The organism is Neptunicoccus cionae (assembly GCF_014643735.1).
GTDB lineage: Bacteria > Pseudomonadota > Alphaproteobacteria > Rhodobacterales > Rhodobacteraceae > Amylibacter > Amylibacter cionae.
This window is the reverse complement of record NZ_BMKA01000002.1, coordinates 516,715-542,314: the sequence shown is the minus strand read 5'-3', so window position 1 is coordinate 542,314 and position 25,600 is coordinate 516,715. Positions and strand designations below refer to the sequence as shown.

Sequence of the window (25,600 nt, the reverse complement as noted above, 5' to 3'; positions counted from 1 at the left end):
TTCGCTGACTTAGAGATAGCCCTCCAGAGTTGTTTCGTCTTCTTTCCAAACCGGCACAGTCTCTGGCCGACCCAGTAAATACCCTTGCAAACAGTCGATGCCAGCTTCCTGTAAATAAGCGAGCTCCTCTTTCTTTTCTACACATTCAGCGACAGTAAACATGTCAAACTGGTGGGCGATAGCAATCAAAGCCGCAGTTAAAACCTGGTTGTCGACGTCTTTGTGAATGTCACGAATGAACTGACCGTCGATTTTAACTATATCAAATTGGAAATCGCGAAAGAAACGAAAGGCGGTATAACCGGCGCCGAAATCATCCAGGGCGAAGGAAATACCGCGTCTGTGCAAATCTCCCATGAAGACATTTACAATATCGGGCATCAACATGGCCGAGCTTTCGGTCACTTCAAGAATTAAGCGTTCCGCAATGGTTTTATCCATCGCAAGACCGCGATACAGTGTTTCCATCCAGCGCGGATAACCGATGGAACGGGCTGACATATTGATTGCCAGACGCAGGGTTGGTTCCTCAGCCAACGCTACAAGCCCGAGTTCGAGGGACAGACAATCAAGGATACGCCCAGTTTCCATCGATTCAATCGCACTTATAAAGTTGCGGGCAGGAATGATCCTCCGGTTCGCATCGAGCACGCGGATCAAGCCTTCATAATAGGCGGGGCGCGTAGGGTTTTTACTGTGCACAATCGGCTGGTACGCCAGCATGATGTTCCTGCTTTTAATAGCTGTACGCACCATTTCGATCGTCGCGCCAAGTTCGCTCCGGGCGTCACCTGCCCCCCCATGCCGATGGGGTTCGTTCAAATCCGGCCCGTTAATATATGTCACGCGGCAATCCTCCGGTTTCAGTAAATCTTCTGAGTACTTTTGCAGCCAAAATTCTAAGATGAAGTTAAGGTTCCCATTTTGTTCTAATCCATGTTAACTTTTCAGCGAATTAGCAAACGTCTGGGAGTGAAAGGAAATTATGACTGAAACTCGATGTGACTGGTGTGGGTCTTTACCAATTTACATAAATTATCACGACGAAGAATGGGGTGTTCCCGAATATGACAGCCGTGCGTTGTGGGAAAAACTGGTGCTCGATGGGTTTCAGGCGGGGCTTAGCTGGTTAACGATTCTCAAAAAACGGGATGCTTTCCGGAATGCGTTTGCCGGTTTTGATCCGGAAAGGGTCGCCCGTTTTGAAGAGGCGGACGTACAGCGCCTTCTTGGCGACGCGGGAATTGTTAGGCATCGGGGTAAGATCGAAGCGGCGATTGCTGGTGCTCAGGCTTGGTTGGACCTTGAAGACGGACCAGGTTTTGCCCCTATGATATGGGATTATGTGGAAGGTCGCCCCTTGGTGAACAAGTTCCAAACGATGGCAGAGGTGCCGCCATCTTCAGAGCTGTCTCTTCGAATTTCCAATGACTTGAAGAAGCTTGGTTTCAAATTTTGCGGACCTACCATCGTTTACGCTTGGATGGAGGCAACGGGCCTTATCAATGATCACCTTGTAGGCTGCCATCGCCATGAAGCGGTGAAAAAGCTGGCGCGCTGAACGGAAAGGAATAGTTAAAATTTTAGCCCACAGCGAGTTTTCGGTATTTTGGAAACCTTTTTTTAAGGTGTGAGACGTCATCCTAAGGACAAGCGACCCAATACTACCGTGGGTCCGATAGTTTGCAGGAAAGAATGGCGGATCATTATTTAAAGACCGAACTTGACCACCAGATGAGCACGGATCCGGAAATGTGGAGCTTCGTGCAACAGGCCTCGCTGGATGGTGTGTGGTACTGGGATCTGGAGCAACCAGATCAGGAATGGATGAGCCCAGAATTCTGGCGCTTATTCGGAATCGATCCGGCAACCAAGTCCCACAATCCGGCAGAGTGGCAAGATATTATCAATCCGGATGACCTGAAAATAGCGTTGGTCAATTTTGAACTCCACTGCGCAGATCCGGCCCATCCATACGATCAACTGGTGCGGTACAGGCATACGGATGGTTCCACAATTTGGGTGCGGTGTCGGGGACGGGCGATCCGGAATGACAAAGGCGAAGCTATTCGCATGTTCGGTGTTCACAACGAAATTACTGCGGTGCGAAGGCGGCACGAAACCGGTCGGGAACTGGACGCGGCAAACAGCGAACTGCGGGACTTTGCTTATGCGGTCAGCCACGATTTGAAATCGCCGGTTAACACAGTAGGAATGTTGCTCGATGAGTTGCATGAAGGCGAGGGCGCGCGACTGTCAGATGACGGGCACCATCTACTGTCGTTGGCCGGCGAATCGATCGGGCGGATGCAAGTCCTGATTGATGAGTTGCTCCGGTATACAAGTATAATTGGCGAAGTAATGGAGTTCGTACCGGTCTCGCTGAATGAACTTGCGCAGGGGCTTTTGCATGAACTTGACGCAGAGCTTAGCGCCGCAAACGTAGTGATAGATTTGCAACCGCTGCCCCAGGTTATCGCGCATGAGGAACAGATGCGGCTGCTGCTTTCCAATTTGCTGACCAACGCGATCAAGTTCTCTCGTTTGGATTGTGAAAACCGGATCAGTATAGCTGGCCAAACCACCGGCGATAATCGGGTATTGATCAGTATTACGGATCAAGGGGTCGGGGTCGGCCCGGAAGATTTTGAAAGGATATTTACTATTTTCACCCGTTTGCACCGGCCAGAGCAAATTGCTGGCACAGGTCTGGGCCTCGCTCTGTGTCGTCGGATTGTGATGAACCATGGCGGGAGTATTACACTTACGTCGGATCCAGGTGTCGGGTCCTGCTTTACTGTCGAGCTGCCGCAATCACAGACATAGGATCACGTTAAGACAGGATTAAATCACCGCATTGGCGCAACGGTGAAACGAACGCATATTTAAGGAGAGGATTATGACATACGAGGTGTATAAGTTCATACCAAATGACGAGAATCCTGCGATTAGGAACTTAATGGTCGTCGATGATAATAAGGTAGATCAAATGATTTATCGCAGGATTATCAAGCGATCTGGGCTGGTCGGGCAGGTATTGCAGTTCCTTTCAGCCGAGGAAGCACTGATTCACTTGCGTCGAGTGGATCGGGCATCAGTTGATGCTATATTACTTGATATAAATATGCCCCGAATGGACGGGTTCGAATTCCTTGCGGCCGCGACAGATGAGTTGGGTGACAGCTTTACGCGGATGCTGGTCGTTATGTTGACAACTTCGCTTGATCCTGGCGATGAAGCGAGAGCCTCTCAGTTTTCGGTAGTGAAGGAGTATCTTAACAAGCCGCTGGTGCAGAATCATCTTTTACAAATAGCCGAATACCTTGCCCGAAATGCAACTAAAGGCACCCACACAGAAGGATGACAAGCAGTAAGCAACGTTAAGGAAGGTCGTTAGGTCCACCCAAGGCTAACACTCCGCGCGCTTTTGCACCCTAACTTATTGCGCCTTTGAAGCGATCAGCGCCTTTACTATTTTCTGGGCATCTTCGCTGAACCAGTCGGCATCACCGCGCAGGCGTGCGATTTCTTCCCCCTCTGGGTTCAGAATCATTGTCATTGGTAGACCGAATACCGTCATCTCGCGCGCTAGTTTTTGTTTGGGATCGCGGTAGATGTCGATGTTCGTCACGCCAGCTTCGTCAAAGAAGCTGTGAATGGCAGGCAGCGGATTGTGACCGGTGGCGATGGTGACAACTTGAAAGTCATCCCCGCCATAGGTGTCCTGCAGTGCATCCAGGGTTGGCATTTCGTGACGGCAGGGTGCGCACCATGTGGCCCAAAAATTAACCAGAAGGTATTTGCCTTCGAAATCTGCGAAGGTAACGGACTTACCTTCCGCATCTTGAAAGGGAGTATCGATACGCTCTACCGGAGCCGCCGAAAACGCCAGTTTCTTCATGTCGCCGTCCCGCATTTCGGTCAGTGCGGCGATATCAGGGCTGTCGGCCAAGACAGGATTTGCGATTGTTGCCCCGGCGGCGTATAGCACTGCGGCAGCGAAAGCTTTTTTCAGGGTCATGTCAGGCCTCTTCCTATCGTGTTAACTTCGGGCGCATTCATCATGTCAGACAACAAATCATCCTCCACGAAAACTTCCAATGCCATGTGGGGCGGGCGTTTTGCCAGTGGTCCAGATGCCATTATGGAAGCGATAAATGCTTCCATCGGTTTTGACAAACGGATGGCGCGGCAGGATATTGATGGATCCCGCGCCCATGCGGCAATGCTCGCCCAACAGGGCATCATTACTAATAAGGATGCGGAAGCGATCAGGGAAGGCCTGCTCACGGTCTTGTCAGAAATTGAAGGGGGAACCTTCGAATATTCTGCCGCTCTGGAAGATATTCATATGAATGTGGAATCCCGTCTGAAGGAAATCATCGGAGAGCCGGCGGGTCGTCTGCACACGGGCCGCAGCCGGAACGATCAGGTTGCGACTGATTTTAAACTCTGGGTGCGGGACCAGTTTGATGCTGCGATTTCCGGTCTGGATGCGTTGATCTCGGCGTTGCTGGATCAGGCGGAGGCTGGCGCGGGTATGGTAATGCCCGGATTTACCCATTTGCAGGTGGCGCAGCCGGTCACTTGGGGCCACCACATGATGGCCTATGTTGAAATGTTCGCGCGGGATAAAAGCCGCATGGCAGATGCGCGGGCGCGGATGAACGAATCGCCGCTCGGCGCGGCTGCACTGGCGGGGACGTCTTTCCCGATTGACCGGCATGCCACGGCACAGGCGCTCGGCTTTGACCGGCCAAGCGCGAACAGCCTGGACGCGGTTAGTGATCGTGATTTTGCGCTGGAATTCCTGTCCGCTGCTTCGATTTGTGCCACACATCTTAGCCGGTTTGCCGAAGAACTGGTGATCTGGTCCTCTGCGCAATTCCGTTTTGTGGTGCTGTCGGACCGGTTTTCCACCGGTTCCAGCATTATGCCGCAAAAGAAGAACCCCGATGCGGCAGAGCTGATCCGCGCTAAGGTGGGTCGGATTAATGGCAGTCTGATCGGTTTGCTGACTGTGATGAAGGGGCTGCCGCTAGCCTATTCAAAGGACATGCAGGAAGATAAAGAACAGGTGTTTGATGCGGCGGACAGCCTGATGCTGGCGCTGGCAGCGATGACCGGCATGGTTGCGGATATGCGCCCCAACGCCGAAAGCCTTGAGGTCGCTGCGGCCAGTGGGTTCTCCACTGCAACGGACCTTGCGGACTGGCTGGTTCGCGCACTCGGGATGCCGTTCCGTGATGCCCACCATGTGACCGGCGCGCTGGTAAAAATGGCCGAAGACCGCGGCTGTGATTTACCGGACCTGTCGCTGGAAGACATGCAATCGGTCCATGGTGAAATTACGCAGGATGTGTTTGGCGTGCTCGGCGTGCAGAATTCGGTGGCAAGCCGAGTCAGCTATGGCGGGACGGCCCCTGCGCAAGTGCGCGAGCAGATCGCGACTTGGCGCGAAAGGATCAAATGATGCGGATTTTGTTGCTCTGCCTGACCATCGCTCTTGGCACCTCTGCCTGCGGCATTAAGGATGATCCGGTGCCGGTGGGTGAAACGGTCGAGTGATCGAAGAGAAAGGGTGTAGCGATGTCGGGACTGCGTATAGTCTATCTGCTTCTGGCCGTCGCTGGAACCATTCTACCGATGCGGTATTTCCTGCAATGGTTCGGGGAAAACGGTTTTGATATCATGGCGATGGTGGATGCTTGGCATGCGAATGCCGCGTCTTCGGGATTGGTCTGGGATCTGACAGTCTCGGCTGCTGTTCTGGTGGTTTGGATGCTGGCCGAGGTTTACCAACGCAAGGATTACTGGGTGCTTGCGATTTGCCTGCCCGCCACATTCGGCATCGGCGTCAGCTGTGGCCTGCCGCTCTATCTGTTTTTACGGGCGCGCCCCGTGACTTGACCTGATCCGCCACCCTTAAAACAAGGGTGGTTTGGCCTGCCGTTTCGGTTTAAGCGGGGCGGGCTTGAATTAAGGACTGCACCATGGACCATTTTTTGTATCGCAATGGGGTTTTGCACGCGGAAGACGTGCCGCTGACAGAGATCGCGGCCACTGTGGGCACGCCTTTTTATGTCTATTCCAGCGCGACACTGGCACGGCATTACACGGTATTTGATGAGGCGCTCGCCGGAATGCCCCATCTGGTGTGCTATGCGATGAAGGCGAACTCCAATCTGGCGGTGTTGAAACTGCTGGGCGATATGGGCGCTGGCATGGATGTGGTGTCCGTCGGAGAGTATCTTCGCGCCAAAGCAGCCGGTGTTCCGGGCGAGCGGATTGTTTTCTCCGGTGTTGGTAAAACGCGCGCGGAAATGGAAACTGTGTTGGCCGGAGGCATCCGCCAATTCAACGTCGAAAGCGAGCCGGAGCTGTACCTGCTGTCCAAAGTCGCTTCCGAAATGGGTGTCGAAGTGCCGATCACAGTGCGGGTCAATCCGGACGTGGACGCGAAAACCCATCCCAAAATCGCGACCGGCATGTCGGACAATAAATTCGGCATCCCGATTGCCCGCGCCCGCGAAGTTTATAAACTCGCCGCCAGTTTGCCTGGTGTGAAGGTCATCGGGATCGACGTGCACATCGGCAGCCAGCTGGTGGATCTGTCCCCATATCGCGATGCGTTCCGCAAAGTTGCCGAGCTGACAGAACAGCTGCGCGCGGACGGGCACGAGATTTCTCGCCTTGATCTTGGCGGCGGTCTTGGCATCCCTTACGAGCGTTCCAATGCCGCGCCACCGTTGCCGATGGATTACGGCGATGTTGTGCGCGAGACTGTTGGGCATCTGGGGTGCGAGATTGAAATTGAACCGGGCCGTTTGATCGCGGGCAACGCGGGTCTGATGGTTTCGTCGGTTATTTTTCGCAAGAACGGCGAAGGGCGCGATTTCTTGATCGTGGATGCGGCTATGAACGATCTGATCCGTCCCGCAATGTATGAAGCCCACCACGATATTGTGCCGGTGATGGAACCTGCGCCGGGTGCCGCGCAATCTCCGGTCGATATCGTTGGACCAATCTGCGAATCAGGGGACACTTTCACCAAGCAACGTCCGATGCCCCATCTGGATGACGGCGATATGATCGCTTTCCGCTCCGCCGGTGCATATGGCGCGGTCATGTCGTCAGAGTATAATTCCCGCCCGATGATCCCCGAAGTTCTGGTGAAAGGCGATCAATTCGCTGTCATCCGCCCCCGTCCGACGTTTGACGAAATGTTAAATCGGGATAAGCTACCAGAGTGGATGCAGGACTGATCCTGCTCACCTCTACCGCGAACGGCGGCTGAAGGGTCAGGATGGCAGATTATGAGATCGACGTTGAAAAGCTGACACGCAAGGCCATGCGCGCCTTGACGTGGCGGCTGCGTTTGACCCGTGCCGCGCTTTTGGTGGAGCGGGGGATGACATGCTTTTGGCCCTTGATAACGCTGACACTTTTGCTGGTGGCATTGGGTCGACTTGGGCTGCTGCTGACACTGGACAAGCCGGTTTTGATTGGCGGACTGGTGGTCGCTGTGGTCTTGTGTCTGTGGTTTTTGTTGCGCGGGGCGCGTGGGTTTCACTGGCCTACGATGGCAGATGCAAAGGCGCGGATTGATGCAAAGATGCCAGGGCGCCCCTTGCAATCTCTGGATGATTCTATGGCTGTGGGGGCAAGCGACCCTGCGGCGCGTTATCTGTGGGCGCGGCATTTGCAGCGTATGGCGGATCAGGCGCGCGGGGCCGAAGCCGCCCAACCCCACGTCCGGTTGTCCCGCCGCGACCCTTGGGCGTTGCGCCTGATTGCGGTGTTTGTTTTCGCGGCGGCTGCCCTGTTTGGGCGCACCGATCCGGTGCAGTCTCTGGTACAAAGCCTGACGGATGAAGGGGCTCTTATCGCCACCGGTCCCAGCTGGGAAGGCTGGGCGGAACCTCCTGCCTATACCGGAAAACCTGCTGTTTATCTGAACGATATTGCGAATGGAGAGACACTCTCTCTGCCCGAAGGTACGCGGATTACTTTGCGGGTCTACGGCGATACCGAAGGGGCTGCGCTAAGCGAAACTGTCAGCGCAGGCGGTGATACCGCGCTAATGTCTGGCGAAACCGGTTTCGCGGAAACCACGCTTGATATCAGCAAATCGGGCCGGTTGTCGCTTGTGCCGCCGCAAGGGCCCGATGCGGGCTGGGATATTGCCATGATCGCGGATGAAGATCCGCAAGTCGTTCTGACCGACGAGATCAGCCGCACCGTGCAGGGGGCGTTGAAGCTGCCTTTTGAAGCGCGCGATGACTACGGCGTAGAAGGCGGCACTGTTACCATTGAACTGGCGCTTGATGCGGTGGACCGGCGCTATGGGCTGGTGCTTGACCCCGAACCGCGCGAGACGCTGACGCTGGAACTGCCCCTACCTTTTACCCGCAAAACAGCGTCATTTGAGGAAACGCTGGTTGAGGATCTGGCCGAACACCCTTGGGCTGGGCTTCCGGTGCAAATCGTTCTGACCGTTGAAGATGCGTTGGGTCAAACTGGATCGGTCTTACCGGAAATCGGGCCTATGCCGGGCAAGCGTTTCTTTGACACAATGGCTGCTGCAGTGGCCGAACAACGCCGTGATCTGTTGTGGAACAGGGATAATAGGGATCGGATTGTTCAGGTTCTGAAGGCTATTACGCACCGCCCCGAAGTTGCGTTTAAGCGGCGGGGCGAAAAGGCTTATCTGATGATCCGGACTGCCATGCGGCGGATGGAATATGCCGGTGACGACAGGCTCAGCGATACCGTGCGGGACGAAGTTGCGGCGCTGCTGTGGAAAGCCGCTTTACTAATCGAAGATGGCGATCTGGCCGACGCGCGGGAGCGATTGAAACGGGCGCAGGAACGGCTGTCCGAGGCGATGAAGAACGGGGCGACACAGGATGAAATTCAGCAGTTGATGGACGAACTGCGACAGGCCACAAACGATTACATGCGCCAACTGGCCGAAGAACAACGCAAGGACGGTCAGGAAAACCAGCAGGCGGAAAACGGGCAGACCCGTGAAATGACGCAGGATCAGTTGCAGCAATTGCTGGACCGCATTCAGGAGTTGATGGAGCAGGGCCGGATGGCCGAGGCGCAGGAGCTGATGGAACAGCTTCAACAGATGATGGAAAACATGCGCGTGACCGAGGGTCAGGGCGGTGGCGAAGGCGGACAGAACCAGCAGGCGATGGAAGGGCTTGGGGATACGCTGCGCGAACAGCAGGACCTCGCAGATGACACCTATCGCGAGTTGCAGGAAGAATATGACCGCAATCGCCGCGAATTGCGGGAATCCCAGGACCCGCCTTTGCAAGACGGAGATCAGCAAGGCCAGCAGGATGGCCAACAGAACGGGCAAGGTGAACCGAACGGGCAGCAGCAAGGGCAGGGCCCGCGCGGACGCGATCAGGGGCAGGGTGCCGGACCGGGTCAGCTAGCGGAGCGTCAGCAGGCGCTGCGGGATATGCTGGAACAACAACGCCGCGAAATGAACCGCAACGGGGTGAATGGCGGCGAAGAATTCGAACGGAGCCTTGAAGAAGCCGAACGCCAGATGGGCGAGGCGGAAGGTAACCTAGAGGACGGTAATTCTGCAGGTGCGCTCGACAATCAGGCCAATGCGCTGGAAGCGCTGCGCGAAGGGATGCGACAGCTTGGAGATACCCAACGGCAGGCGCAATCCGGTCAGGCCGGTCAGCAAGGCAGCCAGCCTGGACAGGGGGATCAGAACGCGCGCGATCCTTTGGGCCGTCCTCTGTCAGAGTCCGGTCGGGTTGGCAGCAACGAAAAGCTGGTGCCAAGCGAGGAACAGTACCGCAGATCGCGCGAGGTCATGGATGAAATCCGCAAGCGTTCCGGTGAACGTAATCGCCCCACACTGGAACTGGATTATCTGAAGCGGCTGTTAGACCGCTTCTAGCCCCGTGTGCTGTTAACCGGATATTTACACTCGGAATGTAATGTGAAGGTGATCGGCGCGTTAACCGCCGATCATCCGCTCAATCATCAAACGCAGGCTGTCGATGGCTGATGCGTAAGGATCAAGCACCACTGCCGCTGCTGGCATGCCAGCTACGATCAGCGGGTGAAGCAGGTATAGTGCTATGAGGATTGCAAATATAAACACCGTCCAGACAAAGGCGCGTCTGAAACCGCCGGACTTGCGGGCAAGCTCTTCTTCGTGGGCCTCGCGCATCTCGCGGTCTCTGCGGCGGGGCTGTCCGGCATCGCTGCGCAGCGACGCGTCAAGTTCATCTACGTCGGGCAAAAGGGACTTGCGGCCCGCCTGACCCGAAGCTGTTTCGTCGGCCAGTTCCAGTTCGCCCTCTTCCAGAGGGGACAGGGCGGCTTTGTCTGTTTCTCCATCCAGCCCAAAGCCCTGTTTGACTCGCGCACGGCCACGTCCGGTTCTGGCTTTCGGGCGTGAAAGCCCCATGATTGCAGCGGCGGCAACGCCCCCTTTGGGAATGCCGTCGTCATCCTCGGGTGCGCCATCTTTTTCTTCGGCGTGCTCCTTAGAGAGCGGTCCGGTAGAATCTGCGCGATAGGCATGGCGGGCGCGATCTTCTTCCAAGTCGTCGAAGTCGGATTCGCCGTCCCCTATGCCATCTTCTTCGGCGTCCACGCGAAGCGCGGCAAGCATGTCCGAAGGTGCATCGTCTTCATCTATGTCAGCAAGGGACAGATCCTCGGTAAGGTCATGCTCTGTATCCAAAGAATCGTCGCTGGCGTAAGGATTTCGTAACTCTTCGTCAGTATCCTCGGGCAGCGGGTCGTCAGACGGCAGGATCGGGGTGTACTGCTCCGCATCGTCTTCCGCCATAGTGTCGGGGTCTTGTTCCGCCTCGGCGGAGCGATGTGCGCCGATGGTTTCAAGCTGGCTGCGTATAGCCTCCAAATCGGCGAGCGGATCGAAATCCGGGTCGGCCGCTGCATCCTCTGCGGTTGCATCGGCGGCGTCTTGTGGCTCCGGTGCGGACGGGTCGGGTTGTAAAGCGTCCTTGTCGGTATCGCTTTCCTGCTCTTCGCCAGCATGGGCGTCTAGAAATTCGGTCAAGCCTTCAAAACCAAGATCATCAGCTTCGGCGGTGTCGTCTTTTGCCAAGGCGTCCTCGGCAACCTCAGCTTGCGCATCATCGGTCGCTAAACCGGACCCGTCATGGGCATCTTCAGGGTCATGATCTGCAGCCAAATCATCTGCTGCAGCGTCTTCCAAAGGCGTTTCTTCATCAAAATCCGGTGTTTCCTGATCTTTGGGATCCGAACCGCTTTCAAGGGGAGTTTCCTGTTCGTCATCCGCTTGCGCAAGCGCGCGGTCTACGGCGATTTTACGCTCTTCGCCGTCACCATCAATTGCATCTGCAGTGGCCGCGTCCAGTTTGTCCCGTGCCGCCGAAGCTGAAGAAAACGCAGCTTCTGATCGCAGGACGTTTAGGACATCTTCGGCGACAGGCGCTGCACGCAGGTTCGGCGAAGGCGCATCGTCGTCGTCATAATCGCCATCGTCATAATCGTCTTCGCTGGCAGAATAATGCGGGGCAGCGGGTGCGGTGCTGTCTTCGGTCCGGGCGATCGCTTCGCCCTCGTCACTGTCGTCCGCCGTAACTGTGTCCGGCTGTGCAGACGGTGCAGCGGTCTGTGCGCGTTTTGATCTAAAGTTGAGCTCGGGGAGGTCATCCAGATTGTCAAAGACGCCTTTGTCCTCAAAATCCTCTGCGCTATCGACAGCGCGATCAGGCAGCATTTCGATATAGTCCTGAAACCAGATATTGTCACAATTAGCGCACTGAACCTCGCGCCCGGACTCCGGGATCGCTGCTTCATCTACCTCGTACTGCGCGACGCATCTTGGGCATACTATACGCATGGCACCCTCGCTTATTTTTTTCTGCCAACCGCCAGCCCGCGAATCAGCGTTTTTACTAGTTTTAGCGGTGGAACCCTTTCATTCCAAGTATCTGTTCAAATTTGTAAACATTGCATGTATGGGCGGGATGAGCGAAAACCGACAAAACGGACTGTCGAACAGTAAACGAGGCACAGAGTGATAGAGCTGAAAAACGCGGGTTTTAACTATGGTGGGCGTGATATTCTCAGCGATATGACCCTGCGATTGTCCCCCGGATCGTTTCATTTCCTGACCGGGCCTTCAGGATCGGGTAAAACGACCTTGTTGAATTTGTGCTATCAGGCATTGATGCCGACCACCGGAATGGTGCGAATTTTCGAGCAAGACGTGCGGGCGATGACGCGGGATGATGTGGCGCGGGTGCGGCGGCGCATTGGTGTGGTGCATCAGAATTGCCAGTTCCTCGATCACATCAGTGTGCGGGACAACCTGACGTTGCCGCTGGCCGTTTCGGGACGGGAGACTGAGGTGGATCAGGGCAATGTCGATGATCTTCTGGGCTGGGTCGGGCTAAGCGAACGGGGTGATGCCTTGCCTGCCGAACTGTCCGGCGGGGAACGTCAAAGGGCAGCACTGGCCCGCGCGATTATCATGTCACCGGACCTGATTATTGCTGATGAGCCGACAGGAAACGTGGATTGGGAAATGGCGCAGCGGTTGATCGCGCTGTTGGTTGAATTAAACCGGATGGGCAAAACAATCCTGATCGCGACCCATGATCTTAACCTGATTCGAAATACGAAATCGGAGGTTTCAGCGCGGGTTTTGCGGATCAACAATGCCAAGTTGCAACTGGCCGGAGCGGATTTGTGATGGAGCGTTTGCGCAGTATGTTTGAGGTTTTCAGCGGTGATACCAATGCGGATCGCGTGGTGCCACCAAGTGGTTTCACCTCGCGGCTGACATCTTTTACCGCCGGGGCAATGGCGTTTCTTACGGTGTTTGCACTGGCCCTGTCACTGGCGACGGGGCGGCTGGCAGACCGGTGGGATGCTGAGCTGGCACGCACATCGACCATTCGCATTGCCGCCCCCGAAGGCCAGCTGGCAGCCCAGTCCGAAGCGGTGCTTGAGGTGTTGCGAACCACCCCCGGTATTGCAAGCGCACGGGTGATGTCGGACGCAGAGCAGCGCAAACTGCTCGAGCCTTGGTTTGGCCCTGACCTACCGCTCGACACGTTGCCGGTGCCGCGGTTGATCGAGGTTCTGGAAGAGGGCAAAGGGCCGGATATGGCCGGTCTGAAACTGCGGCTGAGTGCCGAGGCGCCGGGGGCGGTACTGGATGATCACACCCGATGGCGCAAACCTTTGGTGACGGCGGCGACACGGCTTCGGTTGCTCGGGCTGGTGTCGATCTTGCTGATTGCGGGGTCCATGGGGGCGATGATTACGCTGGCGGCGCAGTCCGCGCTGGCTGCAAACGGTCAGGTGATCGGGGTGCTGCGGTTGATTGGCGCGCGGGACGTGTACATTGCCCGCGCGTTCGTCCGGCGGTTCACCCTGCGGGCGCTGATCGGGGCGGCAATCGGCACGGCTCTGGCTATGCTCGGTGTTGCATTTATGCCAGCTCCGGCGGAAGAAGGCGCCTTCCTAACCGGTCTGGGCTTTGTCGGCTGGCATTGGTTCCTGCCGATTGTTGTGCCGGTAATCGCTGCAGTGGTGGCCTTTTGGGCGACCCGTCTGGCGGCCTTCCGTGCTTTGTCGAGGTTAAGCTGATGTATGCAATCCAATGGCTCCGCTCGCTTTTGTTTATCGGGCAAATGTATCTGGCGATGTTTGTCATGGCGCTGTTCTTCATTCCGATGACGGTGATCAAACGGGAGAATTCCTATTGGGCGGTGCGCAGCTATTGTCACTGGGTGCGCTGGACGGCTGGCTGGATGGTCGGGCTGAAGTCCGAAGTGCGGGGTGAGGTGCCGACCGACGAAGTTTTGATCGCGTCTAAACACCAGAGCTTTTTTGACATTATTCTGATCGTATCAGCGGTGCCCCGGCCCAAGTTTATCATGAAGGCGGTTCTGAAATGGGCGCCTATTTTGGGCTGGTTCGCGTTAAAGATCGGCTGTGTGCCGGTGGAACGTGGCAAGCGTGGTGCGGCGGTCAAGAAGATGGTGGCGGATGTGAAATCCGGTGCGCAATTGCCTGGTCAGTTGATCATCTTCCCCCAAGGGACGCGCGTGGCAGCAGGGGCGCATCTGCCTTATAAAGTCGGTGCGGCGGTATTGCATCAGCAGACGGGGCAACCTGTGGTGCCAGCGGCGACAAATGTGGGTGTTTTCTGGCCGCGCCACGGGATCTATCGCAAGCCGGGATTGGCAGTGGTGGAGTTTCTGCCGCCCCTGAAGGCTGAAGATGTGGACGGTATGGATACTGGCGAGATCACAAAGGTTCTGGAGCAGGTGATCGAGCCTGCATCAAACCGTTTGATGGCTGAGGCTGGTTTTCTGGTCGAAGACACCGGGCGTCAGGCTGCCGCAAAGGATTAACAGAGCGTTACTTATCACCCTGCAAATATGAAGCGTCTTACAAGACGCTTCATATAGGACGCTTCATAAATGAAGCTTCTAGACAGTGGTGTCTTGAAGCATTGATTTGGTCGCGCGAAAGTCTTTACAGGAATTTGCCCATCGCAACGGCGGTGTCGGCCATACGGTTGGAAAAGCCCCACTCGTTGTCATACCAGCTGAGCACGCGGCCCATTCGGCCCTGAACTTGGGTTTCTGACGTTGCCACCACCGAAGACCGCGGGTCGTGGTTCAGGTCAATCGACACAAGCGGCAGGGTTTCCATGCCAAGAACGCCCTTCATCGGTCCGTCCGCAGCATCTTGCAGCGCAGCATTGATCGCCTCGATGGTCATTTCCTTTGTAGTGTTGAACTTGAAGTCCACACAGGACACGTTTGGCGTTGGCACGCGGATCGCAACGCCGTCCAGCTTACCTTCAAGTTCGGGCAGAACCAGACCCAGCGCCTTGGCCGCACCTGTGGAGGTTGGCACCATCGAAAGCGCAGCGGCGCGGCCCCGTTCCCAGTTGCTGCTGCCACGATCCAGTGTCGGCTGGCTGCCTGTATAGGCGTGAACAGTTGTTACCAGACCGTCTTCAATCCCGAAGGTGTCGTGCAGAACTTTCGCCAGTGGCGCAAGACAGTTGGTGGTGCAAGACCCGTTGGAAACGATGATGTCTTCCCCTGTCAGCGTGTCATCGTTCACCCCGTAAACAATGGTCTTATCAGCATTTTTGCCCGGCGCAGACACCAGAACACGCTTGGCACCTGCCTGAAGGTATTTGTCTGCTTTTTCTTTGTCTTTGAACAGGCCGGTGCATTCCAGCGCAATATCCACATGGCCCCAGTCCAGTTCCGCCGGATCGCGCAGGGCGGTCACAGGGATCGGGCCATAGCCCACATCAAGTGAGTTTTCTGTGTGGCTGACCTCACCGGGGAAAACCTTGTGCACACTGTCGTATTTGAACAGGTAGGCGGAATTATCCACCGGTGTCAGGTCATTAATGGCGACCACTTCGATATCTGTGCGGCCGCTCTCTACGATGGCGCGCAGGATGTTGCGGCCGATCCGGCCAAAGCCGTTAATTCCTACTTTAACAGTCATAGTGCTTCTCCGATCCCAAAAAATACGCCCGATCCGGACGTTTTCGCATTTGCGTTTGTGTTTGCGTTAGCGATAACGTAAATGGATGCAAGGTTCAACCTCATTTGGAGCGGTAGACGATTACATCAACCAGAAAATCAGGGCGAGAAGGGCGAAAGCGCCTGTCATGGCGAACCAACTGCGGTTCAGCGCGCGCACAGCGTCAAGAATATCTGTGCTGTTCAGGTTCCGTTTGCCGTGTTCATTAACAAACAGATCATTGGTCATTTCGCCGTCATAACTGCGCGGGCCGGCCAGTGACACATCAAGCACTCCGGCCATCGCCGCTTCGGGCCAACCGGCGTTTGGGGAACGGTGCATATCTGCGTCTTCAAACACCACATCAAGAGCGGTGCGGTCGAAATGTGCGATGCAGATCAGCACAGCCGTGATACGCGCCGGCAGCCAGTTCAGGATGTCGTCCAGCTTGGCGGCAGCAAAGCCGAACTCGGCATATTCTTCGCTTCTGTAGCCGATCATACTGTCGGCGGTATTGATGATTTTATAGATCAGAATGCCGGGCAGACCAAGGATCAGAAACCAGAACACCGGTGCAACCACACCGTCGGAAAAATTCTCGGCAGCGCTTTCAATAGCGGCGCGAGAGACCTCGGTTTCCCGCATCGCACCGGTGTCGCGCCCTACGATCATCGACACAGCATTTCGCCCTTGCGGCAGTCCCTTTTGCAGGGCCGCTGCCACATCGCGCACATGGTCGATCAGGCTTTTATGGGCGATCAGAACAGCAGCGATCACGACTTCAAGCAGGTTTACCACCAGCCCGAGGTAATCAATATTGTTGAGCACCTCAAAGACCAGCCCGATCGCTCCGGCCACCAGTACCAATACCCCGACAGCGATAAATCCCTTGATCCGCCGCGCAGCACCGTGGTTCAGAAGCTCGTCGAGGGAATTCACCAGCCGCCCCATTAGAGTGGCCGGATGGGGGTAGCGATCCCAGACTTTCTCTGGTTCCCCCAGAAGGAAATCCAGCACCAGCGCCAACAGAACCATCAGGAAAATACTCATAGGTTACTCCAGTACCTGTTGCAGTTGGGACCAAGCCGCCTGCGGACCGGGCAGGCCAAGGCGGATAAGTGTCTTGGAATAGGGGAAAATACGCGACAGGACACGACCCTTCGCCAGTTGTTCGAATGCTGCCTCTGCACTGGCCACATCGTAGAGCCGGAACAGGCTTGTGCCGCGCGGATTCGTGAAACCTGCGTTCGCTGTCATGGCGTCCAGCCGCGCGGTGTCCTGTTCCAGCCGCGCTCTGGTTTGATCGGCCCACGTATGGTTCGACAGGGCGTGCAAACCGATGTGTTGCGCCGGACCGGAAATCGCCCAAGGTCCTAGCATTTGTTCCAGTCTGGCGATGGTTTCAGGCCGCGCAATTGCAAAGCCAAGCCGCACGCCAGCCAGCCCCCAGAACTTGCCCAGCCCTTTGAGGACGACAAACCCCGGCCGATCCGCCAGTTCCATATGGCTTGCGGAGGGGCTGATGTCACAAAAGCTCTCGTCGATGATGGTCAGGGATTTGTGCTGTTGGAGCACTGTATCCCGATCCCAAAGCCGCCCGTCGGGGTTGTTCGGGTGGACGTAAACATTGGCGTCTGCGGGGGACTCGCCGACAGTCCAGCCAAAAGCGTTAAAGCTGGCGGCATGTTCGTTATAGGTCTGGCGGATGATGCCAGCGCGGGTCGCAGGGGCCAGTCGGGGCAGGGCAGCGATCAGGGCAGAAACGCCCGAAGCCGCAGCAATGCCCGCGCCTTCCGGCACGCCCCAGAACTGCCGCGCCGCGCCCAGCAGGTCAGACTGGTCCTGACTGTCCGGCAAGGCCTGCCAGAAGCGGGCGGGAATTTCGGGCAACGGATAGGGGACGGGATTGATTCCCGTGGACAGATCCACCCAATCCGCCCGCGCGCCGCCAAACCGGGCAATGGCGGCATCAAGCCCGCCACCATGGTCCCGCTTTTGATCCGGCGATGTCATTCAGGCTCTGGCAGGGTGGGGATGCGCGATACGAAGTGGCCTTTGACCGCTTTTGGCCATTCACGAAACGGCACCTGACCCTTTTCGCTGGCGGCGTGTTTTTGGGCGTATTCCACGATGCCTTCGGCAGCTTCGCTACCCGGCTCAAAGCGGCCCATCACATAGGTCAGTTTGCCTTCCGCTTGAATGGCAATATTGCAACCGTGGTTGCAGCCCATCAGGCAGGCGTGGCGGCGGGTTTTCACATCGCTGGCCCCTTGCGCGGCGGCTTCTACCGCTTCGGCCAGCAGTTCGCCGTCGGTTTGGGACTGGCTTTCAGCGTTCCAGCCTTCCCGTTTGCAGGTTTCGCATATTGTAATGGTCGTGGTCATAGCAGTCTTTCAGCAGGTTTCCGCTCGTTTCACCATCAAAACCGCGAAAATACAATTCCTAACGGCTAGGGCGAAAAAAATTAAAACTTTATTAACAAATTGAGCAGACCTTTAAGATTCTGTAAATTTGGGTGTGTTATGAATATTCTCGTTGTGGAAGCCGTGGCGGAACTTGGTCGCCTGTGGTGTCGCCATCTGGAGCGGCAGGGCGGTCGTACGCGCCTGTGTCCCAACGAAAAATGCGCGATTGACGCTCTGCGTTTTGAGACGTTTGACGTGCTGGTGCTGGATGTGGGCATGGAAGATACCAGTGTGCTGGCTATCAGTGATCTGGCGACGTACCGGAACCCCCATGTGGCAATCATAGTTGTGACCGCCAAAAGCTTTTTTTCTGACGGGATGATTTTTGATCTTATTCCAAATGCGCGAGGCTATTTGCACACGCCTGTTCTGCCCGATGATCTGGCCGCGCTGGTGGATCACTACGGGCGAAGCGGTGGCAACTAACACGTCGTGCGTGTTTCAGCGATCATCGTCAATTCCCGCTTTTTACAAATTTTGCACTGGTGCTTTTACGATCGGACCCAACGGTGATGCGCCTGATCTGTGTCAGCGGTGTGGAACCGGTGCGGGTATCCGAGTGGCGGGGCAGCACCCGTAATGCCCGTTTCAGATGGGCAATATTGGCGGGCAAATCCATGCCAAAGGCCACGATGTCCCCATCCGCATTGCGCCCCGAGGATACAAGGGACACGATACGCGCGCGGTTGCCCTCTTTTACAAAGACCGGCGCGCCGGATGATCCGAAGGTCACATCGCAGTTAAAGGCGATCAGGCCTGCGCCGCGTGCCAGTACATCGCACTGTTTTTGCCATGACATCACATCATCGCGCCCCTTGCCGTAAGACACCACGCTGACCGAATTGCCCGGCGCAATTCCGGAATGGATTGCGAACGGTGCGGCTGTGAAGGTGGAAATCGGTGTAGCCAGTTTCAACAAGGCCACATCATGGCGAATGTTGGAGGTGATCGGCCCAAGTGCTGCCCTGTAGTTGGCATGCGCAACCACATGTTGCACGGCGCGGGTTTCAATAGAGGTGCCGTCCTGATAGCCCGCGGCAAAAGAAAAGGTTTCCGCCTTATGCAGGCGGTTGGTCCCCTTGTCATAAACGCAATGGGCCGCGGTTAATACCAGATCGCTCGCCACCAGCACGCCAGTGCAATAGCCGCGCCCGCCGATGTCGATCCTGCCCACAGCCTCCCAGCCGAGTATGTCGGTTCGGTCTGTCAGTGGCGTCAGGCCGCTCGCTCCGAGGCTGGAGGGAGTGAGGTAAATCAAACATGCTACGGCAAGGCGTCCTAGATACGTCATGAACTGTCTCCGGTTGTGCCGGATCAGGCTGACATCACTCTGGGGCGAAATTATGTTCCTCGTTTGTGCGCTTTGTGCCAGTCGGGAGAGGGGTTTATCGGAATGATCCGGTGCGGATTCACATTGTCCTGACTGTAGTGGTAATGGCGCACGATGTGTCCGAAATGCACTGTTTGCTCCACGCTGGGCCACTGGAACAGCTCCCGTGCATAGGCCCATAGATTCGGCATATCTGTGATCCGGTTGCGATTGCATTTAAAGTGGGTGTGATAGACCGCGTCAAATCGGACCAGTGTGGTAAACAGGCGCCAATCTGCTTCAGTCAGGCGATCCCCCATAAGATAACGATGCGTCGAGAGGTGGTCTTCCAGCCAGTCGATCGTTTCGAACAGGGGGGTGATCGCACTGTCATAGGCGCTCTGGCTGGAGGCAAAACCGGCCTTATAGACCCCGTTGTTCAGCGTGGTGTAAATTCGCGCGTTTACCTCCTCAATGCCCTCCCGCAAGTCGGTTGGCCAGAAGTCCTGCGTGTTGCCGGTGATCCCGTCAAAGGCAGAGTTGAGCATGCGAATGATCTCGGCGCTTTCGTTGGAAACGATACAGTTTTTCTGTTTATCCCATAGCACCGGAACGGTCACGCGGGTGGTCGCGTCCGGATCGGCTTTTTGGTAAATCTGATAGAGAAATTTGCTGTTAAACAGGCTGTCGCCCTGTGCGGGGCCGCCATCTGTTTGAAAGGTCCACCCGTTCTCGAGCATGTCAGGATGAACCACATCTACCGTGATATGATCCTCTAACCCCTTAAGCGCGCGGAAAATTAATGTGCGGTGGGCCCAAGGACAGGCGAGCGAAACGTATAGGTGATACCGGCCGCTTTCCGCTGCAAAGCCGCTGTCACCGCTTGGGCCGGCGCTGCCGTCAGGGGTGATCCAGTTGCGAAAGCCGGAGTCTTTGCGCACAAATTTGCCGTCCTTACCCAAGTTCACCAGTTTTTCGGTTTTCCAGTCACCGTTGATCAGTTGACCCATAACAGAATGCTCCTTCTACCTGAGTGTAGGGTTAACCTTTTTCAGCGAAGATGTCTTTCCATGACTGCGGATTTCACTGTTCCACATAGCAGAACTGAAGAGTTTTTGATCAACTGCTTAATCGCGCTATCTATTAGGGATTACCACACAGGAGGTTAAGTAAATCCAATGACCCATTCCCGCAGAAGTTTTCTAAAAACCGGCGTCGCCGCAACGGGCGTTGTCTTTTTGCCCTATGTGGTCGGGGCCGCAGCCCATGCCGGCAATGAATTTGCAACGGATTCCGGAACGGTTTCTGTGAATGCAATTGCCCATGCTTCGATGGTGCTGCTGACGCCAATCGGCACGATCCACGTCGATCCCGTGGGCGAGGCGGCTCAATATGCTGATTTCCCCAAGCCCGATCTGATCATACTAACCCATCATCACGGCGATCATTTCAATGTGGACACGCTGAACGGGTTGGTGGCGGAGGGCACCAAACTGATCACGAACGCCGAAGTTTACAAGCAGCTGCCAGAGGACCTGAAAGCCAGAGCGAGCCAAATGATTAACGGCGATTCGGGTGAATTTAATGGCATGTCGATAGAGGCAATCCCCGCCTATAACACCACCGAAGACAAGCTGAAATTCCACCCTGCGGGGCGCGACAACGGCTATGTGCTCGGGATTGACGGGTTGCGGGTGTATGTCTCGGGCGACACAGAAGACATCCCCGAAATGCGCGCGTTGAAAGATATCGACGTGGCATTTGTCTGTATGAACCTGCCGTTTACAATGGACGTAGAGGCGGCGGCCTCGGCTGTGTCAGAGTTCAAACCGAAATATGTCTACCCCTATCATTACCGCGGTCGGGACGGAGGCATGCAAGATCCAGAAGCCTTCGCAAAGCTGCTGAATGAAGCGGTGCAGGTGAAGATGGGCGGCTGGTACAGCTGATCTGGTGTTAGAGCTGATAAACCCCGCTGTGCCCGACCGCGCTGCGGGGTTTTCAATTATAAACGCCGCATCCCGCCCCGGCGCAGTGGCGTTTCCGGCCCTTGTTCTGCCGCGAATCCCGTTGCGTGGCGGGATTGGGCTGCGTATACCTTGCTCAACGATGCCCCACAGGGGCCGGAGAGGTGTATCGTTCAAGGTCGACCCAAATAGGGGGCAATGAACGAGATCGTTAGAACGCTACATCCTGTGGCGGCCTTTCCGTTGGACAAAAGGAAGGGACCGCAATGCGATTTTCGGTATTTTTGACAGCAATTCTGGCCGCAACAGGGGCGAATGCCCATGTCGGGCATGTGGGCGAAGTGGCGTCTCATGATCATTGGGTCGCTGCAGGCGCGATCGGGGCGGCGGTTGCGATTGCGGGCTGGAATATCCTTAAGGGCCGTAAGAAAAACAAGGTTGCCGAAGCGGAAAAGGCGGAGTCTGACGAAGCCCCGCAAGAGGCTTGAATCCTATGACACAAAAAATTGGTGTAATGATCTGCGGCCACGGCTCGCGCAGCCAGTCTGCGGTTGACGAATTTTCGGTGCTGGCGGAAAAACTGCCCCCATTGCTGCCGGACTGGCAGGTGGAATACGGCTATCTTGAGTTTGCAAATCCGGTGATCCGCGTTGGGTTGGATAAACTGCGCGATGCGGGCTGTGACCGCATCCTTGCGGTGCCGGGTATGTTGTTTGCGGCGATGCACTCTAAGAATGACATCCCGACTGTTCTCAATACTTATGCGGTGAAAAACGGGATTGAAGTGTCTTACGGGCGCGAGCTTGGGGTTGATCCAAAAATGATCGCCGCCGCTGGCGCACGGGTGCAGGAAGCTGTTGATGCGGCCAATGCGGAACACGGTGAACTGCCGCTCGAAGAGACCGCGTTGGTGGTGATCGGGCGCGGTGCTTCTGATCCAGATGCAAACTCCAACGTGTCCAAAATCGCGCGGATGCTGTGGGAAGGTATGGGGTTTGGCTGGTGCGAAGTTGGGTATTCCGGCGTGACCTTCCCGCTGGTTGAACCCTGTCTCGATCATGTTAGCCGCCTTGGATACAAGCGGGTCATCGTCTTTCCGTATTTCCTGTTCACAGGTATTCTGATCGACCGGATTTACGGCTTTACAGACAAATGCGCTGCGAAATATCCCGATATTCAGTTCGTTAAAGCGGGGTATCTGAACGATCATCCGCTGGTGCTAGAGACCTTTGCAGACCGTGTGAGGGAACAGCTTGGTAGCACGCCGATCCCGAACTGCGGGATTTGCCAGTACCGGACGCAGGTGTTGGCGATGGACGGGGGCGACACCCGTGTCATCCCTGCCGAAGAGCGCCGCGCCGCAATGGGGGAGGATCATCCCGCCCTGTCCGAAGTGCCGCCGCCCACATGTGTTTTGTGCAAATATCGTGCGCAGATCATCGGGTTCGAGGCTGAAGTCGGTGCTGTTCAGGAAAGCCATCACCATCACGTAGAAGGGCAAGGCGCCCAGGCGCCGGGGTCCAATGTGTCAGACTGCGGTTTATGCGGGGATTGGTGCACGGGCGAGTGTCGTCTGGATCTGGACCACCACCATCATCATGACCATGATCACGGGCATCACCATCATCACGATCATGGCCACGACCATCACCATGATCACGCGCATCCGGTTTACCCCCATGCGAAACATCCGCTTGGCCCTGAAAGCGCACGCCGGAAATGAGAAACGGAGCGAAACCGCCGCGCCCGCTGCCCTATGAGCGGACCCCGTCCGCGATCTATGCCCAGTCCTTCGCCACGGTGCGGGCCGAGGCCAGTCTGGACCGTTTCCCCGAAGAGATGCAAGCGATGGTGATCCGCCTGATCCATTCCTGCGGCATGGTGGAAATTGCGGACCGTCTGGCCTTTTCACCTGACGCTTTCGCTGCGGGGCGGGATGCCTTGCGGGCTGGCGCGCCAGTGTTGTGTGATTGCGAAATGGTCGGCGCGGGGATTATCCGGCGCTATCTGCCGGCGGAAAATGACGTGATTGTCACACTGAACGACCCGACTGTACCTGATTTGGCACAGCGCATCGAAAACACCCGTTCCGCCGCCGCCGTAGAGCTGTGGCAGGATCACATTGAAGGCGCGGTTGTGGCCATTGGTAACGCCCCGACCGCGCTATTTCACTTGCTGGAATTGCTGGATCAAGGCTGGCCCAAACCCGCCTGTATCCTCGGGTTTCCGGTGGGATTTGTCGGGGCCGCCGAGAGCAAGGCCGAACTGGCCGCCCGCCCGAGAGGCTGCGACTTCGTGGCCCTACGCGGCCGCAAGGGAGGTTCGGCGATTGCGTCTTCCGCAGTAAATGCGCTCGCAGCTGGCTTGGTAGAGGAAAAACGATGACACCTTGGTTGCATATTGTCGGCATTGGCGAGGATGGTCTCGACGGGCTTGTCCCCACGGCCCGCGCTGTCGTGGAAGCTGCGGAAGTGATTATCGGCGGTGATCGGCACCATTCCCTGTCCGACAACATCACCGCGGCGCGTGTTGCATGGCCTTCGCCCTTTGATGCGCTGATTGACACGTTGCAGAGCTATAAAGGCAAGCGGGTTGTTGTTCTCGCGACGGGCGATCCGCTGTGGTATTCGGTTGGTGCACGGATCGGGCGGTCTATCCCACCGACCGAGATTACCTATCACCCGCAGCTTAGCGCCTTTCAACTGGCGGCGGCGCGGATGGGCTGGTCTATGCCTGACGTGGAAACACTGACGGTGCACGGGCGTCCTGTAGAACAAATGATCGCTTTCATCCAGCCGGACCAACGGCTGCTGATCCTGACGACCGGTGCGGAAACGCCAGCGCAAATTGCGACTTTTCTGACACAGCGGGGATACGGAAAATCGCAATTAACCGTACTGGCTGCGATGGGTGGCAAAGACGAACAACGGTTCGACGGGCTGGCAGAAAGCTGGGATCATGTGGTCCCTGCTTTCAATACGCTGGCGGTGGATTGCGTTGCTGCGGACGATGCCGCGCTGATCCCCCGTGTACCGGGGCTGGCGGATGACCTGTTCCAACACGATGGCACCATGACCAAACAGGAAGTGCGCGCCGTGACGCTGGCCAAACTGATGCCGATGCGCGGGGCTTTGCTGTGGGACGTGGGCTGCGGTTGCGGGTCTGTCGCTGTGGAATGGATGCGGGCGGCACGGTTCAGCCACGCTGTCGGGATAGAACCCCGCGCTGATCGTCGCTTGTTTGCCGCCCAAAACGCCGCTGCGCTGGGCGCTCCGCGGTTGGAGTTGATCGACGGCTCGGTTCCCGCAGCGCTTGACGGTTTGAAAGCGCCTGATGCGATTTTCATCGGCGGGGGGCTGTCCCATGAAACATTCGAAACCTGCTGGAACGCGCTGCGTCCGCTCGGCCGGTTGGTGTGTAATGCAGTGACCTTGGAAAGCGAAACCTTGCTGCTGGCGCTACACAAGGAATACGGCGGTCAACTGGTCAAACTGAACGTGAACCGCGCCGAACCTATTGGCGGACCGGAAACCGGACTGACCGGCTGGCGCCCCTTGATGCCGGTGACGCAGTGGAGCCTGATCAAGCGATGAACGGTAAACTCTACGGTGTCGGGCTCGGTCCGGGGGATCCCGAACTGATGACCCTGAAAGCTGCGCGGTTGATCGGGGCGGCGGATGTTGTGGCCTATCCGAGCCTTGAAGGCGGGGCCAGCTTCGCCCGCGCGATTGCTGCTGGTGTAATCCCTGAGGGGGCAGAGGAAATAGCCATTTCCATTCCAATGTCCGTGAAACGGGAACCGGCACAAGCGGCCTATGACGCTGGTGCGGCTGATCTGGCGGCCTGCCTGCGTGCTGGCAAAAATGTGGTGGTACTGTGTGAGGGCGATCCGTTTTTCTACGGCTCTTTCATGTATCTGTTTTCCCGCCTGTCGGACGAATTTGACGTCGAAGTCGTGCCCGGTGTCACCAGCGTAACAGCCTGCGCCGCCGCATTGCGGTCTCCGCTGTCAGCGCGCAATGAGGTGCTGACGATCATTCCGGGCCCAATGGAAGAAACCGCGATGGAGCAACGGATCGCCGCTGCACAGGCTGTTGCGGTGATGAAAGTCGGGCGGCATTTGCCCAAGATCCGGCGCGTGCTGAACCGGCTCGGACTGATGGAACACGCGGGTTATGTGGAGCGGGCAACTTTGCCGGAACAAAAGGCGATGCCACTGGCAGAGGCTCCGGAAACGGCGCCCTATTTCTCGATGATATTAGTGACCAAGGGCGAGGATCCTTGGTTGTGACAATGACGGCAGGCTGTGG

General features: G+C 56.6%; 26 protein-coding genes. 17 read left to right on the top strand and 9 right to left on the bottom strand.

The window, feature by feature from the left end; all coding sequences use genetic code 11:
- Window positions 1-9: 9 nt before the first annotated feature.
- A complete protein-coding gene (locus tag IEX10_RS07905) occupies window positions 10-756 on the bottom strand; it encodes an EAL domain-containing protein (RefSeq protein ID WP_188674636.1) in 747 nt (248 codons plus the stop codon).
- Between the two features lie 229 nt (window positions 757-985).
- Here IEX10_RS07905 and IEX10_RS07900 point away from each other — a divergent pair, with 229 nt between their 5' ends.
- From IEX10_RS07900 to IEX10_RS07890, 3 genes are all read left to right on the top strand, one after another.
- Window positions 986-1,561 (top strand): DNA-3-methyladenine glycosylase I, encoded by a 576-nt coding sequence (locus IEX10_RS07900; RefSeq protein ID WP_188673032.1) that lies wholly within the window; start codon window positions 986-988, stop codon window positions 1,559-1,561.
- Between the two features lie 134 nt (window positions 1,562-1,695).
- Window positions 1,696-2,826 (top strand): PAS domain-containing sensor histidine kinase, encoded by a 1,131-nt coding sequence (locus IEX10_RS07895; protein ID WP_188673030.1) that lies wholly within the window; start codon window positions 1,696-1,698, stop codon window positions 2,824-2,826.
- 73 nt (window positions 2,827-2,899) lie between these two features.
- Complete coding sequence (locus IEX10_RS07890; RefSeq protein ID WP_229678470.1) at window positions 2,900-3,364, top strand: response regulator; 465 nt, start codon at window positions 2,900-2,902, stop codon at window positions 3,362-3,364.
- A gap of 75 nt (window positions 3,365-3,439) precedes the next feature.
- Here IEX10_RS07890 and IEX10_RS07885 read toward each other — a convergent pair whose 3' ends face one another.
- Complete coding sequence (locus IEX10_RS07885) at window positions 3,440-4,021, bottom strand: TlpA family protein disulfide reductase (RefSeq protein WP_188673028.1); 582 nt, start codon at window positions 4,019-4,021, stop codon at window positions 3,440-3,442.
- A 42-nt stretch (window positions 4,022-4,063) separates the two neighbouring features.
- On the opposite strand from IEX10_RS07885, the gene argH reads away from it, so the two are divergent.
- From argH to IEX10_RS07865, 4 genes are all read left to right on the top strand, one after another.
- Window positions 4,064-5,473 carry an argininosuccinate lyase gene (gene argH, locus IEX10_RS07880; RefSeq protein WP_188673025.1) on the top strand — a complete coding sequence of 470 codons (1,410 nt, stop codon included), beginning with the start codon at window positions 4,064-4,066 and terminating at the stop codon, window positions 5,471-5,473.
- Window positions 5,474-5,589: 116 nt separating this feature from the next.
- Complete coding sequence (locus IEX10_RS07875; protein ID WP_188673022.1) at window positions 5,590-5,910, top strand: DUF2834 domain-containing protein; 321 nt, start codon at window positions 5,590-5,592, stop codon at window positions 5,908-5,910.
- A gap of 83 nt (window positions 5,911-5,993) precedes the next feature.
- Window positions 5,994-7,265: a diaminopimelate decarboxylase gene (gene lysA / locus IEX10_RS07870; RefSeq protein ID WP_188673019.1), complete on the top strand. Its 1,272-nt coding sequence runs from the start codon at window positions 5,994-5,996 to the stop codon at window positions 7,263-7,265.
- Window positions 7,266-7,306: 41 nt separating this feature from the next.
- Window positions 7,307-9,934, top strand: a complete 2,628-nt coding sequence (locus IEX10_RS07865) for a TIGR02302 family protein (protein WP_188673016.1) — start codon at window positions 7,307-7,309, stop codon at window positions 9,932-9,934.
- A gap of 60 nt (window positions 9,935-9,994) precedes the next feature.
- Here IEX10_RS07865 and IEX10_RS07860 read toward each other — a convergent pair whose 3' ends face one another.
- Complete coding sequence (locus IEX10_RS07860) at window positions 9,995-11,881, bottom strand: zinc-ribbon domain-containing protein (RefSeq protein ID WP_188673012.1); 1,887 nt, start codon at window positions 11,879-11,881, stop codon at window positions 9,995-9,997.
- A gap of 177 nt (window positions 11,882-12,058) precedes the next feature.
- On the opposite strand from IEX10_RS07860, the gene IEX10_RS07855 reads away from it, so the two are divergent.
- From IEX10_RS07855 to IEX10_RS07845, 3 genes are read left to right on the top strand one after another with little or no spacing between them, the layout of a single operon-like run.
- Window positions 12,059-12,736 carry a cell division ATP-binding protein FtsE gene (locus tag IEX10_RS07855; protein WP_188673009.1) on the top strand — a complete coding sequence of 226 codons (678 nt, stop codon included), beginning with the start codon at window positions 12,059-12,061 and terminating at the stop codon, window positions 12,734-12,736.
- Window positions 12,736-13,638 (top strand): cell division protein FtsX, encoded by a 903-nt coding sequence (locus IEX10_RS07850; protein ID WP_188674630.1) that lies wholly within the window; start codon window positions 12,736-12,738, stop codon window positions 13,636-13,638. The genes IEX10_RS07855 and IEX10_RS07850 overlap by 1 nt, the downstream gene beginning before the upstream one ends.
- Window positions 13,635-14,408 (top strand): lysophospholipid acyltransferase family protein, encoded by a 774-nt coding sequence (locus tag IEX10_RS07845; RefSeq protein ID WP_188674627.1) that lies wholly within the window; start codon window positions 13,635-13,637, stop codon window positions 14,406-14,408. Before IEX10_RS07850 ends, IEX10_RS07845 begins: the two co-directional genes overlap by 4 nt.
- A 124-nt stretch (window positions 14,409-14,532) precedes the next feature.
- Here the strand turns inward: IEX10_RS07845 and gap are convergent, their stop codons facing one another.
- From gap to IEX10_RS07825, 4 genes are all read right to left on the bottom strand, one after another.
- Complete coding sequence (gene gap, locus IEX10_RS07840) at window positions 14,533-15,531, bottom strand: type I glyceraldehyde-3-phosphate dehydrogenase (RefSeq protein ID WP_188673006.1); 999 nt, start codon at window positions 15,529-15,531, stop codon at window positions 14,533-14,535.
- Between the two features lie 120 nt (window positions 15,532-15,651).
- Window positions 15,652-16,599, bottom strand: coding sequence for an adenosylcobinamide-phosphate synthase CbiB (gene cbiB / locus IEX10_RS07835; protein WP_188673003.1), 948 nt, complete (start codon window positions 16,597-16,599; stop codon window positions 15,652-15,654).
- Window positions 16,600-16,602: 3 nt separating this feature from the next.
- Complete coding sequence (locus tag IEX10_RS07830) at window positions 16,603-17,562, bottom strand: threonine-phosphate decarboxylase (RefSeq protein ID WP_188673001.1); 960 nt, start codon at window positions 17,560-17,562, stop codon at window positions 16,603-16,605.
- Window positions 17,559-17,933: a DUF1636 family protein gene (locus IEX10_RS07825; protein ID WP_188672998.1), complete on the bottom strand. Its 375-nt coding sequence runs from the start codon at window positions 17,931-17,933 to the stop codon at window positions 17,559-17,561. Before IEX10_RS07825 ends, IEX10_RS07830 begins: the two co-directional genes overlap by 4 nt.
- Window positions 17,934-18,071: 138 nt before the next feature.
- Between IEX10_RS07825 and IEX10_RS07820 the strand changes: the two genes are divergently transcribed.
- On the top strand, window positions 18,072-18,440 hold the full coding sequence (locus IEX10_RS07820) for a response regulator (protein WP_188672995.1): 369 nt from the start codon (window positions 18,072-18,074) through the stop codon (window positions 18,438-18,440).
- 28 nt (window positions 18,441-18,468) lie between these two features.
- Here IEX10_RS07820 and IEX10_RS07815 read toward each other — a convergent pair whose 3' ends face one another.
- A complete protein-coding gene (locus tag IEX10_RS07815; protein WP_188672992.1) occupies window positions 18,469-19,305 on the bottom strand; it encodes a trypsin-like serine peptidase in 837 nt (278 codons plus the stop codon).
- Window positions 19,306-19,355: 50 nt separating this feature from the next.
- Window positions 19,356-20,333 (bottom strand): glutathione S-transferase family protein, encoded by a 978-nt coding sequence (locus IEX10_RS07810; RefSeq protein ID WP_188672989.1) that lies wholly within the window; start codon window positions 20,331-20,333, stop codon window positions 19,356-19,358.
- Between the two features lie 168 nt (window positions 20,334-20,501).
- Between IEX10_RS07810 and IEX10_RS07805 the strand changes: the two genes are divergently transcribed.
- The 6 genes from IEX10_RS07805 to cobI all read left to right on the top strand — a co-directional run bounded on the left by IEX10_RS07805 (window position 20,502) and on the right by cobI (window position 25,581).
- Window positions 20,502-21,272 (top strand): MBL fold metallo-hydrolase, encoded by a 771-nt coding sequence (locus IEX10_RS07805; protein WP_188672986.1) that lies wholly within the window; start codon window positions 20,502-20,504, stop codon window positions 21,270-21,272.
- 284 nt (window positions 21,273-21,556) lie between these two features.
- Complete coding sequence (locus tag IEX10_RS07800; RefSeq protein ID WP_188672983.1) at window positions 21,557-21,778, top strand: DUF6732 family protein; 222 nt, start codon at window positions 21,557-21,559, stop codon at window positions 21,776-21,778.
- Window positions 21,779-21,783: 5 nt separating this feature from the next.
- Entirely contained in the window at window positions 21,784-23,013 is a 1,230-nt protein-coding gene (locus IEX10_RS07795) for a sirohydrochlorin chelatase (protein ID WP_188672980.1), read from the top strand.
- Window positions 23,010-23,675: a precorrin-8X methylmutase gene (locus IEX10_RS07790; RefSeq protein ID WP_188672977.1), complete on the top strand. Its 666-nt coding sequence runs from the start codon at window positions 23,010-23,012 to the stop codon at window positions 23,673-23,675. Before IEX10_RS07795 ends, IEX10_RS07790 begins: the two co-directional genes overlap by 4 nt.
- On the top strand, window positions 23,672-24,883 hold the full coding sequence (gene cbiE / locus IEX10_RS07785; protein WP_188672975.1) for a precorrin-6y C5,15-methyltransferase (decarboxylating) subunit CbiE: 1,212 nt from the start codon (window positions 23,672-23,674) through the stop codon (window positions 24,881-24,883). Before IEX10_RS07790 ends, cbiE begins: the two co-directional genes overlap by 4 nt.
- Window positions 24,880-25,581, top strand: coding sequence for a precorrin-2 C(20)-methyltransferase (gene cobI, locus IEX10_RS07780; RefSeq protein WP_188674624.1), 702 nt, complete (start codon window positions 24,880-24,882; stop codon window positions 25,579-25,581). The genes cbiE and cobI overlap by 4 nt, the downstream gene beginning before the upstream one ends.
- Window positions 25,582-25,600 lie beyond the last annotated feature (19 nt).

What these genes read in the sequence shown, in the direction of transcription:
- IEX10_RS07905 (WP_188674636.1), bottom strand. Translation starts at nt 756, where the DNA reads ATGGTGCGTACAGCTATTAAAAGCAGGAACATCATGCTGGCGTACCAG.
- IEX10_RS07900 (WP_188673032.1), top strand. Translation starts at nt 986, where the DNA reads ATGACTGAAACTCGATGTGACTGGTGTGGGTCTTTACCAATTTACATA.
- IEX10_RS07895 (WP_188673030.1), top strand. Translation starts at nt 1,696, where the DNA reads ATGGCGGATCATTATTTAAAGACCGAACTTGACCACCAGATGAGCACG.
- IEX10_RS07890 (WP_229678470.1), top strand. Translation starts at nt 2,900, where the DNA reads ATGACATACGAGGTGTATAAGTTCATACCAAATGACGAGAATCCTGCG.
- IEX10_RS07885 (WP_188673028.1), bottom strand. Translation starts at nt 4,021, where the DNA reads ATGACCCTGAAAAAAGCTTTCGCTGCCGCAGTGCTATACGCCGCCGGG.
- argH (WP_188673025.1), top strand. Translation starts at nt 4,064, where the DNA reads ATGTCAGACAACAAATCATCCTCCACGAAAACTTCCAATGCCATGTGG.
- IEX10_RS07875 (WP_188673022.1), top strand. Translation starts at nt 5,590, where the DNA reads ATGTCGGGACTGCGTATAGTCTATCTGCTTCTGGCCGTCGCTGGAACC.
- lysA (WP_188673019.1), top strand. Translation starts at nt 5,994, where the DNA reads ATGGACCATTTTTTGTATCGCAATGGGGTTTTGCACGCGGAAGACGTG.
- IEX10_RS07865 (WP_188673016.1), top strand. Translation starts at nt 7,307, where the DNA reads ATGGCAGATTATGAGATCGACGTTGAAAAGCTGACACGCAAGGCCATG.
- IEX10_RS07860 (WP_188673012.1), bottom strand. Translation starts at nt 11,881, where the DNA reads ATGCGTATAGTATGCCCAAGATGCGTCGCGCAGTACGAGGTAGATGAA.
- IEX10_RS07850 (WP_188674630.1), top strand. Translation starts at nt 12,736, where the DNA reads ATGGAGCGTTTGCGCAGTATGTTTGAGGTTTTCAGCGGTGATACCAAT.
- gap (WP_188673006.1), bottom strand. Translation starts at nt 15,531, where the DNA reads ATGACTGTTAAAGTAGGAATTAACGGCTTTGGCCGGATCGGCCGCAAC.
- cbiB (WP_188673003.1), bottom strand. Translation starts at nt 16,599, where the DNA reads ATGAGTATTTTCCTGATGGTTCTGTTGGCGCTGGTGCTGGATTTCCTT.
- IEX10_RS07830 (WP_188673001.1), bottom strand. Translation starts at nt 17,562, where the DNA reads ATGACATCGCCGGATCAAAAGCGGGACCATGGTGGCGGGCTTGATGCC.
- IEX10_RS07825 (WP_188672998.1), bottom strand. Translation starts at nt 17,933, where the DNA reads ATGACCACGACCATTACAATATGCGAAACCTGCAAACGGGAAGGCTGG.
- IEX10_RS07820 (WP_188672995.1), top strand. Translation starts at nt 18,072, where the DNA reads ATGAATATTCTCGTTGTGGAAGCCGTGGCGGAACTTGGTCGCCTGTGG.
- IEX10_RS07815 (WP_188672992.1), bottom strand. Translation starts at nt 19,305, where the DNA reads ATGACGTATCTAGGACGCCTTGCCGTAGCATGTTTGATTTACCTCACT.
- IEX10_RS07810 (WP_188672989.1), bottom strand. Translation starts at nt 20,333, where the DNA reads ATGGGTCAACTGATCAACGGTGACTGGAAAACCGAAAAACTGGTGAAC.
- IEX10_RS07805 (WP_188672986.1), top strand. Translation starts at nt 20,502, where the DNA reads ATGACCCATTCCCGCAGAAGTTTTCTAAAAACCGGCGTCGCCGCAACG.
- IEX10_RS07800 (WP_188672983.1), top strand. Translation starts at nt 21,557, where the DNA reads ATGCGATTTTCGGTATTTTTGACAGCAATTCTGGCCGCAACAGGGGCG.
- IEX10_RS07795 (WP_188672980.1), top strand. Translation starts at nt 21,784, where the DNA reads ATGACACAAAAAATTGGTGTAATGATCTGCGGCCACGGCTCGCGCAGC.
- IEX10_RS07790 (WP_188672977.1), top strand. Translation starts at nt 23,010, where the DNA reads ATGAGAAACGGAGCGAAACCGCCGCGCCCGCTGCCCTATGAGCGGACC.
- cbiE (WP_188672975.1), top strand. Translation starts at nt 23,672, where the DNA reads ATGACACCTTGGTTGCATATTGTCGGCATTGGCGAGGATGGTCTCGAC.
- cobI (WP_188674624.1), top strand. Translation starts at nt 24,880, where the DNA reads ATGAACGGTAAACTCTACGGTGTCGGGCTCGGTCCGGGGGATCCCGAA.